The organism is Ferrovibrio sp. GW821-FHT12E11, assembly GCF_058806975.1.
In genome coordinates, this window is record NZ_JBXAQG010000001.1 from 619,233 (window position 1) to 633,506 (window position 14,274).

At 65.4% G+C, this 14,274-nt stretch carries 13 protein-coding genes and 1 tRNA gene; 5 read left to right on the plus strand and 9 right to left on the minus strand.

Annotated elements, in window-relative coordinates; translation table 11 throughout:
* Positions 1 to 37 precede the first annotated feature (37 nt).
* Positions 38 to 841 (plus strand): phosphodiesterase, encoded by an 804-nt coding sequence (locus tag AC1ROT_RS03095; protein ID WP_492997182.1) that lies wholly within the window; start codon positions 38 to 40, stop codon positions 839 to 841.
* Here the strand turns inward: AC1ROT_RS03095 and AC1ROT_RS03100 are convergent.
* From AC1ROT_RS03100 to AC1ROT_RS03130, 7 genes are all read right to left on the minus strand, one after another.
* The gene (locus tag AC1ROT_RS03100; RefSeq protein ID WP_492997183.1) at positions 826 to 1,251 is read right to left on the minus strand and encodes an MmcQ/YjbR family DNA-binding protein; all 426 of its coding nucleotides are present in this window, start codon (positions 1,249 to 1,251) and stop codon (positions 826 to 828) included. The genes AC1ROT_RS03095 and AC1ROT_RS03100 overlap by 16 nt on opposite strands.
* Before the next feature lie 14 nt (positions 1,252 to 1,265).
* A complete protein-coding gene (locus AC1ROT_RS03105) occupies positions 1,266 to 2,375 on the minus strand; it encodes a PA0069 family radical SAM protein (RefSeq protein WP_492997184.1) in 1,110 nt (369 codons plus the stop codon).
* 64 nt (positions 2,376 to 2,439) lie between these two features.
* Positions 2,440 to 2,886 (minus strand): GNAT family N-acetyltransferase, encoded by a 447-nt coding sequence (locus tag AC1ROT_RS03110; protein ID WP_492970189.1) that lies wholly within the window; start codon positions 2,884 to 2,886, stop codon positions 2,440 to 2,442.
* 95 nt (positions 2,887 to 2,981) lie between these two features.
* Entirely contained in the window at positions 2,982 to 3,557 is a 576-nt protein-coding gene (gene moaB / locus AC1ROT_RS03115) for a molybdenum cofactor biosynthesis protein B (RefSeq protein WP_492970188.1), read from the minus strand.
* Positions 3,558 to 3,623: 66 nt separating this feature from the next.
* Entirely contained in the window at positions 3,624 to 5,393 is a 1,770-nt protein-coding gene (locus AC1ROT_RS03120; RefSeq protein WP_492997185.1) for a lytic transglycosylase domain-containing protein, read from the minus strand.
* Positions 5,394 to 5,484: 91 nt separating this feature from the next.
* Positions 5,485 to 6,693, minus strand: coding sequence for an MFS transporter (locus AC1ROT_RS03125; protein ID WP_492997186.1), 1,209 nt, complete (start codon positions 6,691 to 6,693; stop codon positions 5,485 to 5,487).
* Positions 6,690 to 7,568, minus strand: coding sequence for a uracil-DNA glycosylase (locus AC1ROT_RS03130; protein ID WP_492997187.1), 879 nt, complete (start codon positions 7,566 to 7,568; stop codon positions 6,690 to 6,692). Before AC1ROT_RS03130 ends, AC1ROT_RS03125 begins: the two co-directional genes overlap by 4 nt.
* A gap of 141 nt (positions 7,569 to 7,709) precedes the next feature.
* Between AC1ROT_RS03130 and AC1ROT_RS03135 the strand changes: the two genes are divergently transcribed.
* The 4 genes from AC1ROT_RS03135 (at position 7,710) to AC1ROT_RS03150 (ending at position 12,150) form a co-directional block, all read left to right on the plus strand.
* Entirely contained in the window at positions 7,710 to 9,356 is a 1,647-nt protein-coding gene (locus AC1ROT_RS03135; RefSeq protein WP_493001126.1) for an electron transfer flavoprotein-ubiquinone oxidoreductase, read from the plus strand.
* 3 nt (positions 9,357 to 9,359) lie between these two features.
* Positions 9,360 to 11,105: a tetratricopeptide repeat protein gene (locus AC1ROT_RS03140; RefSeq protein ID WP_492997188.1), complete on the plus strand. Its 1,746-nt coding sequence runs from the start codon at positions 9,360 to 9,362 to the stop codon at positions 11,103 to 11,105.
* 6 nt (positions 11,106 to 11,111) lie between these two features.
* The gene (locus AC1ROT_RS03145; RefSeq protein ID WP_492997189.1) at positions 11,112 to 12,011 is read left to right on the plus strand and encodes a 4-(cytidine 5'-diphospho)-2-C-methyl-D-erythritol kinase; all 900 of its coding nucleotides are present in this window, start codon (positions 11,112 to 11,114) and stop codon (positions 12,009 to 12,011) included.
* A gap of 64 nt (positions 12,012 to 12,075) precedes the next feature.
* A tRNA-Gln gene (locus AC1ROT_RS03150) sits at positions 12,076 to 12,150 on the plus strand.
* A gap of 2 nt (positions 12,151 to 12,152) precedes the next feature.
* On the opposite strand, the gene AC1ROT_RS03155 is transcribed toward AC1ROT_RS03150, so the two are convergent.
* On the minus strand, positions 12,153 to 12,911 hold the full coding sequence (locus AC1ROT_RS03155) for an SDR family NAD(P)-dependent oxidoreductase (protein ID WP_492997190.1): 759 nt from the start codon (positions 12,909 to 12,911) through the stop codon (positions 12,153 to 12,155).
* Positions 12,912 to 13,026: 115 nt separating this feature from the next.
* Complete coding sequence (locus tag AC1ROT_RS03160; RefSeq protein ID WP_492970181.1) at positions 13,027 to 14,244, minus strand: ABC transporter substrate-binding protein; 1,218 nt, start codon at positions 14,242 to 14,244, stop codon at positions 13,027 to 13,029.
* Between the last annotated feature and the right edge of the window lie 30 nt (positions 14,245 to 14,274).

Below are 14,274 nucleotides of genomic sequence, written 5' to 3' on the forward strand. Positions count from 1 at the left end.
CAGTCACAGTGAATAAAACCCTTCAGCTTTCCTCCCCATGCTCATCGCCCAGCTTTCCGATCCCCATATCCGCCCGCGCGGCCAGCTCTACCAGGGCGTCGCCGACTCCAATGCCAGCTTCGCCGCAGCCGTGGCGCAACTGAATGCGTGGACGCCCCGGCCCGACCTGGTGCTGCTGACCGGCGATATCGTCGACCATGGCGACCCGGCCGAATACGCGATGGCGCGCGAGCTGCTGGCGGCGCTGGACATCCCGTGGCTGGTCATCCCCGGCAACCACGACGCGCGCGCCGCCTTTCGCACCGCCTTCGCCGACCAGCCGTATCTGCCGGCAGATGACGGCGGGCCTTTACACTACGTGATCGATGACCGCGGGCCCGTGCGTATCCTGGCGCTCGACGTCACCCTGCCTGGCAAACATCACGGCGCGATCGACGATGCGGCGCTGGGCTGGCTGGAAACCGCGCTGGCGTGCGAGGCGGACCGGCCGACCATCATCATGCTGCACCAGCCGCCGTTTGCCACCGGCATCCCCTATATGGATCCCTACTGGTGCGAAGGCGGCGACCGGTTCGCCGCGCTGGTCCGGCGCTATCCGGCGGTGGAGCGCATCACCTGCGGCCATGTGCACCGCTTCATGCAACTGCGTTTCGGCGGCACGGCGCTGTGCACCGCGCCCAGCACCGCGACGACCATCGCGCTGCAGCTCAGCCCCGCGGCGAAATCGCAATCCTGGCTGGAGCCGCCGGCCTTCCTGCTGCACCACTGGCGGGCGGAGACCGGCCTCATTACGCATTACTGCCTGGTCGGCGACTATCCCGGGCCTTATCCCTTCGCCTGAGGTTCGGCGACCTTCACTGCCAGCGTCTTCGGCGCGATCAGGATGTAACTCCTGCGCACGAGTTCGGCGACTTCAGTCCAGTCGACGCGCCTGTCGAGCCACATGCCGACCCAGCCCTTGTGGCCCAGATAGGGCGGCACGAAGAAACGGTCCGGATCGGCGTTGACCAATAGTTCCTGGCTGCCCTCTGCCGCCTTGCACCAGACGGCACGGCGCTCTTGAATGGCGCTTTCCAGCGCGAAGATCTTGTTGCGGATGCGATAGGTGGGAATATCCCAGGTCTCGCGCTCCTCGGCCTCGGGCAGCGCCATGCAGATTTTCTGCAGACGATCGGTCGGCCGCCCGTTCTTTGTGTTACGGGGCGCCAGCTTCTGCACATCTTTCTTCTTCGGCACCTGGTATTTCGCCATCAGAACAAATTTCCCTAGAACAGGCTCCCCTGCCGCGTATCCAGCACCGGCGGGCGGAACAGGTCCTTGCGTAAGGAAAGCCGCCGCTCGTTGAAGCCGATGCGCTTGATCGCCAGCCGGAAGCGCTGGGCGATCAGGTCGGCATAGGCACCCTGCCCGCGCATGCGGTCGCCGAAATCGGCGACGTAATCCTGGCCGCCGCGCGCATCCTGGATCAGCTTCATCACCTTGGAGGCGCGATCCGGATAATGCGCCTGCAGCCATTCGCGCCACAGCTCGCGCAACTCATACGGCAGCCGCAGGAAGACCCAGCCGGCCTCGCGCGCCCCGGCCTCCCAGGCGGCCTCCAGCAGATTTTCCATCTCCATGTCGTTGATCGCCGGAATCATCGGCGCCGTCATCACACCGGCCGGGATGCCGGCGGCGTTGAGCATGCGGATGGCTTCGAGCCGCTTGCCCGGCGTCGAGGCCCGCGGCTCCATATTGCGCGCCAGATGCCGGTCCAGCGTGGTGACCGAGAGATAGACCTTCACCAGGCCGAGCTTCGCCATCTGCGACAACAGGTCGATATCGCGGGTGACGAGATGATTCTTCGTCACGATGCCGAGCGGATGGCGGGTTTCCAGCAGCACCTCGATGATGCTGCGGGTGATCTTCAGGTCGCGCTCGACCGGCTGGTAGGGATCGGTGTTGGTCCCCATCGACATGGTGGCGATCTTGTAATTCTTATGCGCCAGCTCCTTGCGCAGCAGCGTGGCGGCATTGCGCTTGACCATGATCTCGGTCTCGAAATCGAGGCCCGGCGAGAAGCCGAGATAGGCATGGCTGGGACGCGCGAAGCAGTAGATGCAGCCATGCTCGCAGCCGCGATAGGGATTGATCGAGCGATCGAAGGGAATGTCAGGCGACTTGTTCCACGAGATGATGCTGCGCGTCGCATCCTCGTGGAGATGGGTGCGGATCGGGTCGGCCTCCTCCAGGCTGTCCCAGCCGTCATCCTGCTTCTGCCGCGTTTCGGTGTCGTAGCGGCTGCGCACGGTCGACAGCGCGCCACGCCCGCGCCGGGCATCGGGATGGGCGTGGTCTTCGGGCGTGGAAATGGCGCGCGGGGCGATCTTCTTCATGGCCGGAAGCATAATCCGGCCATGAGAACATTTCAAGAACTAAGCTGTCCCGGAAAACCGCGGCTTACAGTTCGATGTTGTAGCGCACGAAGGGCGCGCGCTTGGCCACGCGCTCATACAGCCGGCGCGCCGTGCCGTTGAATTCCTCGGTCTGCCAGTAGAGCACGCCGGCCCCCTTGGCTTTTGATGCCTCAGTGACGGCGGCAATCAGGCGGCGGCCGATGCGTTTGCCGCGCGCCTGCGGCACCACGAACAGGTCCTGCAGATAGACATTGCCGCCCAGGTTCCAGGTCGAGGGATGCAGCAGATACTGCACCAGGCCCAGAGCCGTGCTGCCCTCCCAGGCGATCAGGCCCTCGATGGCATTCTGCGGATCGAGCAGGCGCGTCCAGGTGGCATCGGTGACGGCGGCGGGCACGCTCTTTTCATAGAAGGCGAGATAGCCGAGCCAGAGCGGCTCCCACTGCGCCCGTTCGGTGGCAGCGATGGGACGGATGACGATATCGGACATGGATTCACACTTTCTGCAATTTTATCCGACCTGATTACCCCGACAGCGGTTCCAGGATAAGTGCCAGTTCATGCAAAAGGCATGGGGCCAGTCTGCTATTTCCCACCGCCGCGGCGCTCATGCTCGCGCAGGCGCGGAAACAGCTCGACGAAATTGCAGGGCTTGTGGCGGTAGTCGAGCTGGTCTTTCAGGATCATGTCCCAGGCATCGCGGCAGGCACCGGGCGAGCCGGGCAGCGCGAAGAGATACGTGCCGCGCGTGACGCCGGCGGTGGCGCGCGACTGGATCGTCGAGGTGCCGATCTTCTGGTAGCTGAGCATCCTGAACAGCTCGCCGAAGCCGGGGATGCTTTTCTCGTAAATGCCCTCGAAGGCTTCCGGCGTCACATCGCGCCCGGTCACGCCGGTGCCGCCGGTGGCCAGGATCACATCCACGGTGTCGTCATCGATCCAGTCGGTGAGCTGGCCCTGAATCTCCGCGACGTCATCCTTCACGATGGCCCGCGCCGCCAGCATATGGCCGGCCTCGGTCAGGCGCTCGGCCAGGGTGTTGCCGGATCTGTCATCCTCGAAATTGCGGGTGTCGGAAACGGTCAGCACGGCGATGCGCACCGGCACGAACAGGCGCTTGCCATCGGCATCGACATAGGACTGGGGGGCGAGACTGGACATGGCGGCTCCTCGACTGAAGACGCCACTAACCTAGGATTTGCGGCCGGCGACGGCTAGTGACCAGCGTCAGTTCTTCTTCTCTGCCCGCTGCTCGGCGCGGTCGAAGCCGCGATAGACCGGCCAACCGCCGGTCATGGTGGCGCTTAAAGATGTATCGGGCTGGCCGATGCGGGCGCGGTAGACCCAGTAGTTGGTCAGCACGCGCTGCACGAAATTGCGGGTCTCGCCCAAGGGAATGGTCTCGATGAACAGATACGGGTCGTTCTGGTCGGGCGAGGCGCGCAGCCATTTCTGCAGGTTGCCCGGGCCGGCATTATAGGCCGCCGTCAGATACAGCAGGTTGCCGCGGATCATCGGCATTTCCAGCAGGTGCTGCAGATAGCGCTGGCCCAGCTCGATATTGTATTCCGGCGCGAACAGCTTATGCCGCCCGGTCTTGTGATGCAGGCTCTTGTCGTTGGCCACCGCGCCGGCGGTGCGCGGCATCAGCTGCATCAGGCCGGTTGCGCCGGCCGTGCTCATGGCGCGGGCGTTGAAGGCGCTTTCCTGGCGCATGAAGGCGAAGACCAGCGCGCGGTCGACACTGAAGCCGCCCTCGGGCTCCCAGGGCGGCAGCGGATAGAGCGCGGAATCGAAGCCCTCGCCCTTCACCGTGTACCAGGCGATCGAAATCTTCATCGACGATGCGGGCGCAGCCTGCATGCGCGAGACAAGACCGAGCAGCGCACCAGCCATGGTGTCCGACGACTGCGCGAACAGCCGCAGCACTTCGCGGTCGGCCCGCACCGCCTCGCCCACTTCGCTCAAGGCCAGGGCGCGGCGCACGGCGGGAATGTCGAGCAGCTTGCGCGTGTCGGCGGCATCCAGCGGCGGCGGCGTCCAGCGCAGCGGCTGGTCAGTGCCAAGCTGCGCCAGAGCCAGCTGGCCGTAGAAGGTACGTTCCTGGTTGGCGCCGATTTCCAGCAGGCGGATGGCTTCGGAGGGCTGACGCAGGCGCAGCTGCACGCGCGCGCCCCACCAGGCGCCGGCGGATTTTTCCCAGCTGGTCGCCACTTTGGAAAACGCCAGATTCTCGAAATGATGGGCGGCGTTGTCGTATTTGCCCAGCCGCCAGGCGGCGAGGCCGGCGACCCAGTCGGGCTCCGACAGGCGGGCGCGCGAGCGCTGGGCGGCGGCGGCGGCATGGGCGAGCGCGCGGTCGTCCTGGCCTTCCAGCAGCGCCACCCAGGCCAAGCGGCGGCGCCAGTCGTCATACTCCACCGCGCTGAGCTTGCTGCGGATATCGGGCTTGTTGAGCAGCGCCTCGGCCTCGTTCAGGCGGTCGCGCTTGAGCAGCGCGGTGAACTGGCTTTCGGCCTGCACGATGGCATTGCGATGCTCGGGGTCGCGGTCCCTGGACTGCGGGATGCGGCGCGTGGTGGCCACCGTGCCCGGCTGCTCGCCGGCATATTCGCCGACATCGGTGCCCAGCGGGGTCACCGGCCCCTTGTCCTTGCGGCCCTTCTTCTTCAGCGCGGCGCGATAGATCTCGTCGGCGCCGGAATGGTCGCGGTATTTCGACAGCCAGTCGCTCAGTTCGACGTAAGAGGCGTTATAGCCGGTCGGATGGGTGTAGCGCTGGTGCAGCAGATGGCCGGTCAGCAGCCGGTCCTTCAGGCGCGCCATCTCGCGATCGGCCTTGGCCCATTCGGCATCGGTCTGCAGATCGAAGATGCGCTGGTAGCGTTCGGTATCCTCGGCGCCGAGGATCACGGGCAGGTCAGCCGACTGCGCCGCGGCCGGTGCCGCGGCGGCCAGACTCAGACCGCAAACAAGGAGCCACCCCCCCAGACGCATTCATTCCCCCGCTTCGTGGCCGTCTGGGATAGCGCAGATGCGGTTAAGGGACAAGTAAAGACGCCGCAGCCAACAGTCGCAGCCTTTGTTTTCAATGCTTTATGGCAGCCGGCAGGCGCAGGATGATCGCGGCGGCGGCCACGCAGCCGACGGCGCAGATCAGGATCGGCCAGGTGTAGCTGCCGGCCGTGTCGTAAACCCAGCCGGCGAGCGTGGGTCCGAGCAGCGTGCCCAGCGCCACCGAGGTGTAGAGCACGCCCAGCACCGAGGACATGGCGCGCAGGCCGAACAGGTCGGCAGCGACAGCGGGGATCAGGGCGACGAAGCCGCCATAGAACAGGCCGAAGGCGAGCGCGAAGATCGCCAGTTCGTAGAAGCCCTGCGCCACGCTCCAGTAGGCCAGCGCGATGCCGCTGAGCAGCATGACGAGGCTCAAGGTTTTGCCCCGGCCGATGCGGTCGGCCAGGCCGCCGAGCACGAAGCGGCCGAGCGTGCTGCCGATGCCGATCAGGCCGACCAGCCAGACGCCCTGCCCGCGCGTCAGGCCCTGGTCCATGGCAAAGGGCGCCAGATGCACGAAGGGCACGAAGGTGCCGATGCAGTTCAGAGCGCCGGCGGCATAGAGCAGCCAGAAGGCCGGATGGCGCAGCACCGCGCCAAGCTCCAGACCCGGCGGTGGACCGGCCGTTGTCGTTGCGGGGGCGGCCGCGCCATCCGGCTGCAGTCCCATGCTGGCCGGCGAGGCCCGCAGCAGCCAGGTGGCCAGCGCGCCGAGCAGCAGCGCGGCCATGCCGATCAGCACATAGGCGCCGCGCCAGCCCAGATATTCGATGGCGAAGGCTGCCGCCGGCGGCGCCGCCATGGTGCCGATGCCGATTCCGGCCACGGCCCAGCCAGACGCCTGGCCGCGTTTGGCCGCGAACCAGCGCTGCACCGTGGCGATGGCCGGCACATAAGAGAAGCCGACACCGATGCCGATGCCCAGACCGTAGAAGATGACGACGCCGGCGAGACTGTCGGCGAAGCTGGCCGCAATCAGCCCGATGCCGATGCAGGCCATGCCGAAGCCGACCACCGGCCGAGGGCCGATACGATCAGCCAGTCGCCCGCTGATGGCGCCGAGCGCGAAATAGAAAAAGCCGGCGACCGAGAAGACCAGCGAGACCGTGCCACGCGTGGCGCCGAATTCGCGGCTCAACGGCTCAAAGAAGGCCGGAAAGCTGTAGGCCGCGCCAAAGCCGGTGAACATCACCAGGAAGGCGGCGGCGACAACGACCCAGCCGTAGAAGATCCGCGTCATGCGCGCGTCAATTCATCCAGTTTGCTGCGCAGTTCCAGCATGTCACGCCAGGCTTCGCGCTTCACGCCGGGCTGGCGCAGCAGATAGGCCGGATGCAGCAGCGGCATCGCCGGGATCGTCACATCGCCGCGTTTGTATTCGTGCCAGCGGCCACGCACGCGCGTGATGCCCTGGGTGGTGCCGAGCAGCGTGGCGGCGGAAAACTTGCCGGCGCAGGCAATCAGTTTCGGCTGCACCAGTTCGATCAGCCGCTCGACGAAGGGTTTGCAGGCGAGAATCTCTTCCGTGGAAGGATCGCGATTGCCCGGCGGACGCCAGAACAGCAGATTGGAGATATAGACATTGCTGTCGTCGCAGCCGATCGCCTTGAGCATCCTGTCAAGCAGCTGGCCGCTCTCGCCCACGAAAGGCAACCCTTGCGCATCCTCGTCGCGGCCAGGTGCTTCGCCGACGATCATGAAGGCGGCCTTCGGGTTGCCGCGCGCGATCACCGTATTGGTGGCGGTGGCCTTCAGCGCGCAGCCGTCAAAGGCTTTGATCGCGGCTTCCAGCTCGGGGATCGTGCTACAGGCCTGGGCCGCCTTGGTGGCAGCGGTTTCCACCGCCTGACCCGACAGCAGGGCCGGATTGGGCAGCTGGGTGGCGCGCGAGGCCTGGAAAGCTGCCGCACCAAAGGCTGGGCCGGTCGCCGGAGTCGCGGCCGGCGATGCCGCTACGGCAGGGTTCGCTGCCGGCGCGGGCGCCGGCCTGGACGGCGGCGCAACCGTGCGGTCGATTGCCACATCGCCGATCGCCTCGTCGACGCCGGCTTCGGCATAGAACAGGGCAATATCGAGCAGACTGGGAGGAAAATCAGGGGTTTCCGTGGCGTTCATCGGGCTCCGGCCGGGCGTCGCGCCGTTGGCTTGCACCCCATAGTCTGGTAAGCAGGCAGGGAGCGTCAAGCTGACCAGCAGCGACGCCCCCAAATAAAAAAGACATCACTTCAGAGGTGCCCCGTGTCTGAACGCGAATCGATGGAATATGACGTGGTTATCGTCGGCGCCGGCCCGTCCGGCCTGGCTGCCGCGATCCGTCTGAAGCAGCTGGCTGCCGAGCAGAATCACGACGTATCGGTTTGCGTCATCGAAAAAGGCTCGGAAATCGGCGCCCATATCCTGTCGGGCGCCGTCGTCGATCCGATCGCGCTGAACGAGCTGATCCCCGACTGGAAGGCCAAGGGCGCGCCGCTGAACACCCCGGTCACCGATGACCGCTTCTGGATCCTGACCGAAGCGAATCACATTCCGGTTCCCAATATCGCCATGCCGCCGCTGATGAACAATCACGGCAACTACATCGTCTCGCTGGGCAACGTCTGCCGCTGGCTGGCAACGCAGGCCGAAGAGCTGGGCGTGGAAATCTTTCCCGGTTTCGCGGCCGCCGAAGTGCTGTATGGCGACAAGGGCGAAGTGGTGGGCGTCGCCACCGGCGACATGGGCATCGGCCGCGATGGCGAACACAAGTCAGGCTATACGCCGGGCGTCGAGCTGCGCGGCAAATACACCCTGATCGGCGAAGGCGTGCGCGGTTCGCTGGCCAAGGAGCTGATGAAGAAATTCTCCTTACGCGACGGCGTCGATCCGCAGAAGTTCGGTATCGGCATCAAGGAGCTGTGGCAGATCGATCCGGCCAAGCACAAGCCGGGTCTGGTGGTGCATACACAGGGCTGGCCGCTGGACAACAGCACCGGCGGCGGCAGCTTCATGTACCATCTGGAAGACAACCAAGTGGCGGTCGGATTCGTCATCCATCTGAGCTACGAGAATCCCTATCTCTCGCCCTTCGATGAGTTCCAGCGTTTCAAGACGCATCCCGACATCCGCGAATTCTTCGAAGGCGGCAAGCGCATCTCCTATGGCGCGCGCGCCATCAACGAGGGCGGCCTGCAGTCGATCCCGAAGCTGACCTTCCCGGGCGGCGCCCTGATCGGCTGCTCGGCCGGTTTCGTCAACCTGCCGCGCATCAAGGGCAGCCACAACGCCATGAAGTCCGGCATGCTGGCCGCCGAAGCCGCGTTCGAGGCGCTGAAGGCTGGCGCCACCGGCGGCGACGAACTGGTCGCCTATCCGGAAGCCTTCAAGACCTCTTGGTCGTTCAAGGACCTGTGGAAGGTGCGCAACGTCAAGCCGGCGATGAAATACGGCATGTGGATCGGCACCCTGCTGGGCGGCATCCACATGTGGCTGAACGATCTGGGGCTGGGCTTCCTGGTGCCCTGGACCACACGGCATACCAAGGCCGATCACGAGACCTTGAAGCTGGCCAAGGACTGTCAGCCTATCGCCTACCCCAAGCCCGATGGCAAGATCAGCTTCGACAAGCTGTCTTCGGTGTTCCTGTCAAACACCAACCATGAGGAAGACCAGCCGATCCATCTGAAGCTGAAGGACCCGTCGATCCCGATTGCAGAGAACCTGCCGAAATTCGACGAACCGGCGCAACGCTACTGCCCCGCAGGCGTTTATGAGGTGTTGCGCGACGACGCCGGCAACAACCCGCGCTTCCAGATCAATGCGCAGAACTGCGTTCACTGCAAAACCTGCGACATCAAGGATCCGGCGCAGAATATCAACTGGACCGTGCCTGAGGGGGGCGGCGGTCCAAATTACCCAAACATGTGAGCCATGACAGATACAGCCGCCTCCCGTATTCGCCTCTCCTCCTCGCTCGCTGCAGCCCTGCTGCTGGCGATCGTTCTGCCGCTGAGTGCCTGCGGCGGACCAAGCGGTTCGAATAAGGGTTCGACACGCGGCACGTATCGTCTCGACAGCCCGTATGGCAATTTCCTCGCTGCCCGCCATGCACGCGAGCACAACGACAACACCGCCGCCGCCAACTATTACCTGCGGGCGCTGCGCGACGACCCGGGTAGCAGCATGCTGGCCCAGGGCGCCTTCATTGCCCTGATCGCCGATGGCCGCGTGAATGAGGCGGTCACGCTGGTGCCGGTGCTGCGACAGATCAATCCGGCCGAATACCTGCCGCGCATGACCCAGGCCTCGGCCATGATGCTGGCGCGCGACTATGACGGCGTGCTGAGACTGGTGGCTGCCGGCCCCAGCGGCGGCATCCATGCCGCCTTCAATCCGCTGCTTGCCGCTTTCGCCCATGCCGGCAAGGGCGAAAGCGACCAGGCGATGAGCAATCTGCAGAAGCTGGAGCGCCATCCGCTGCTCAGCGGCGTCTATGTGCATCTCAAGCCGCTGCTGCTCGAAGTGGTCAACCAGCCCGAGCCGGCGGAGGCTGCCTATCGCGATGCCATCGAGGGCCGCGACCGCGGCGCCGGCAACCGGCTGGTGGACGGCTATGCCCGGTTCCTCGAACGTCAGGGCCGCGGCGCGGAAGCGCGCAGCCTGCTGAACGAACAGTTGGCGCTCAACCCCGACAATCCCGTGCTGCTGCATGCCCTGCGCCGGCTCGACAGCCGCCGCGGCCAGGCCGTCGAACCCCTGGTCGGCAATGCGGTGGAAGGCATGGCCGAAGCCATGTTCGCTTCGGCGTCGGCGCTGGGCCGTTCCGATGGCGGCGAGCTGGCCGAGCTGCACCTGCAGCTGGCGCTGTTCATGCGCCCCGACCTGGACGATGCCCGCATGCTGCTGGGCGACATCTACGAGGGCCGCAACCGCTTCGACCAGGCGCTGAACATGTACAGCAAGGTGTCGACCGGCTCGGCCCTGACGACCAGCGCCCAGCTGCGCTCGGCCTGGTGCATCAACGAGCTTGGCCGCACCGACGAAGCCGTGCGCATCCTGCGCCGCATGGCCTCGGCCGAACCGGCCAGCCCGATGGCGCTGCTGACGCTGGCCGATATGTATCGCCAGATGGAGAAATGGCCCGAGGCGGCGAAGGAATATACGGCGGCGCTCGACCGCATTCCGCGTCTGGAACAGCGCCACTGGAGCATCCTGTTCGGCCGTGGTGTGGCCTTCGAACGCTCCAAGCAGTGGGACAAGGGTGAAGCCGATATGGTGAAGGCCCTGGAGCTGCAGCCGGACCAGCCGCTGGTGCTGAACTATCTCGGCTATTCCTGGGTCGACATGCATCGCAATGTCGAGCGCGCCACCAAGATGATCGAGCGCGCCGTCGCACTGCGCCCCAATGACGGCGCCATCGTCGACTCACTCGGCTGGGCGCTCTATCGCCAGGGCAAATACACGGAAGCCGTGGTGCAGCTGGAGCGCGCCGTGGAACTCAAGGGCGGCGATCCGGTGATTACCGATCATCTGGGCGATGCCTACTGGCGGGTCGGCCGTCAGGAAGAGGCGCGGTTCCAGTGGCGTCGCGCCCTCGGCCTCAATCCCGAACAGGAACTGGGACTGACGGTCCAGCGCAAGATCGATCACGGTCTCGACCCGGTCGCCGCCAAGTAGAACGTCATGACGGCCGCGGCGCTGAGCCGGCTGGCGCCGGCCAAGATCAACCTGTTCCTGCATGTCACCGGCAAACGCCCAGACCATGCGGAACATGGCGGCTATCACAGCCTCGAAAGCCTGGTGGTGTTTGCGCAGGATGCCGGCGCCTGCGACCGGGTGACCGCCGCGGCTGCCGAAGACCTGTCCCTGACCATCGAAGGCCCGCAAGCGAAAATCCTGCAGGCCGATGCGACCGACAACCTAGTGCTGCGCGCCGCCGCCCTGCTGCAGCCGATGAACCTGCAGACCGGCGCGGCAAAGGGTGCGGCCCTGACGCTGACCAAGACCCTGCCGGTGGCCTCGGGCATCGGCGGCGGATCGGCCGATGCCGCCGCCGCCCTGCATGCCCTGCGGGCACTCTGGCAGATCGAACTGGATGACGAGGGTTTAAGCCGCGCCGCCGTCAAGCTCGGCGCCGATGTGCCGGCCTGCCTGCTCGGCCGCGCCGCGCTGATGCAAGGGATCGGCGAGCAACTGACACCGGCACCGACCCTGCCGCCGCTCTGGCTGGTGCTGGTCAATCCCGGCATCGCGCTGGAGACCCGGGATGTCTTTGCCGCGCTGGGCGGCCGCTTCGGTCCGCCGCAGCCGCTGGAACGCCGGCCCGACAGCGCCGCCGATCTGGCCATCCTGCTGCGGGCGCGCCGCAACGACCTGGAAGCGCCGGCGCGGTTCATGGCGCCGGAGATCGACCCGGTGCTGGCGGCGATCCGGGCCCAGGCCGGCTGCCTGCTGGCGCGGCTGTCCGGCTCGGGCGCCACCTGCTTCGGCCTGTTCGCCGACAGAAAAGAGGCCGATTTCGCCGCCCGCAATATCGGTCGCGCCCATCCGAAATGGTGGGTGGCGGCGACCGCGGCGGGTTGAAACCCTCTTCCGCCCCCAGTATTGTCCGCCCCGCTTGACCTGCCCTGTTTCTACAGGGATCTGCTGGGGCGTAGCCAAGCGGTAAGGCAGCGGTTTTTGGTACCGCCATTCGGAGGTTCGATCCCTCCCGCCCCAGCCATTTCACTCCGCATAAATCATCTTCACGCTCATGCCGCCGTCGATGACGATGTTCTGGCCGGTCATGAAGCCCGCTGACGCGACATAGAGGCAGGCCTCGGCGATATCCTCAGGGCTGCCGACGCGGCCGACCGGATGCTGCTCGCGGTCTTCGTTCGAATGCTTAGGCGTTTCAGCGCGTTTGGAATACTGCCAGTCGCGCGTCTCGATCCAGCCGGGACTGATGCTGTTCACCCGGATGCGCTGCGGCCCCAGGCTGATCGCCATTGCATGGGTCAGCGCGACAATGCCGCCCTTGGACGCCGAATAGCCCTCAGTGCCGGGCTCCGACATGAAAGCGCGCGTGGAGGCCATGTTGATGATGCAGCCGCCGCTTTCGCCGCGCTTCACCATCTCGCGCGCCACCGCCTGGGAGCAGATGAACGTGCCGCGCAGGTTGGCGGCGATCACGGCATCGAAATCTTCCAGCGGCAGATCGAGAAACGGCTTGCGGATCATGAAGCCGGCATTGTTGACCAGAACCGTGGGGCAACCCAGTTCGCGTATGGTTTGCGCAATCCAGGCCTCCACGGCGGCGGGATCGGATACATCGGTCACCGCGAAACTGGCTTTGGCGCCGCGACCTTTCAGGATGTCGAGCAGTTCGCTGCCGGCATCATGGGCCGGATCGGCGATCGAAACCGCATAACCGGCATCGGCGAAGGCGAGCGCAATACCGCGGCCGATGCCCTGCGCCCCGCCGGTGATGGCCACAATTTTCATAGCGTCCTCCGCAAACGGTCCTGACTAACGCCGGGTCCGGCGTTTCGTTGCGGAGAAGTAGAAAAGCAACCGGCGCCGGATGCAATCCGGCGCCGGTCTCACGCGTTCAAAAGGCTTACTTCGCCAGCGGGCAATTGCCGTCGGCCAGCGGACGGAAGGCCTTCTCGGCCGGCACGGTGCCCGCCACCTTCAGGTAATCCCAGTCGCCCTTGGACTCGGCCGGCTTCTTGGCTTCCAGCAGATACATCGGATGCATCTTGCGACCGTCGATACGGATGGTGCCCTTGCCGAACAGTGCGTCGTCGGTCGGCATCGCTTTCATCGCCGCCACCACGGCGCGGCCATCGGCCTGCCCGCCCACCTTGTCCACCGCCTTGAAATAATGCATCAGGCTGGCATAGACGCCGGCATGCATGTCGTTCGGCATCATCTTCTTGCCATGGCGGGCCTGGAAGCGCTTGGACCATTCGCGCGTGCCGTCATTCATGTCCCAGTAGAACGGCGCGACCGACTGCAGGCCCTGCACCGCCTTCAGGCCGAGCGCCGGGACGTTGGTGACACCGAAGATCAGGCCGACGATGCGCTGCTTCTCCGCCAGGCCGAATTCGGCGGCCTGCTTCAGCGAATTGGTCAGGTCGCCGCCGGCATTGGCGAAGGCCACCACATCGGCGCCGGACGACTGCGCCTGCAGCAGGAAGGAGCTGAAATCGCTGACACCGACCGGATGACGGGCCGCACCGACAATGGTGCCGCCCAGCACTTTGATTTCGTCGCTGGCCTGCTTTTCCAGATCATGGCCAAAGGCATAGTCGGCCGTGATGAAATACCACTTCTTGCCGCCCTGATCGAAAGCGGCGCGGGCCGCCGAATGGCCGTAGGACCAGGTGTCGTAGGTCCAGTGCACAAAATTGGCCGAGCATTGTTCGCCGGTCAGCAGCGAACTGCCGGCGCCGGAGCCGAGCACGGTCTTGTTCTTGTCTTTTGCGATCTGGTTCACCGCCAGGGCCACGGCCGAGTTGGGCAGATCGGCAATCACGTCGACGCCGTCCACGTCATACCACTGGCGCGCCATGTTGGCGCCGACATCGGGCTTGTTCTGGTGATCGGCGAAGATCACCTCGACCTTGCGCTTGCTGGTTTTCATGTAGTCTTCGGCTGCCATCTGCGCCGCCAGCACCGAACCCGGGCCCTGGAAATCGGCATAGACACTGGACATGTCGTTCAGCACGCCGATCTTGATCGGTTTGTCCTGGGCCAGGGCCTGATTCTGGGCATAGGGGGCGGTCAGAACGCCGGCAGCCAGCAGGGCCGCGACGCGAAGAGCGGTGCGCATGGTATTTCCTCCGTGGTTTTTTGTTACGGA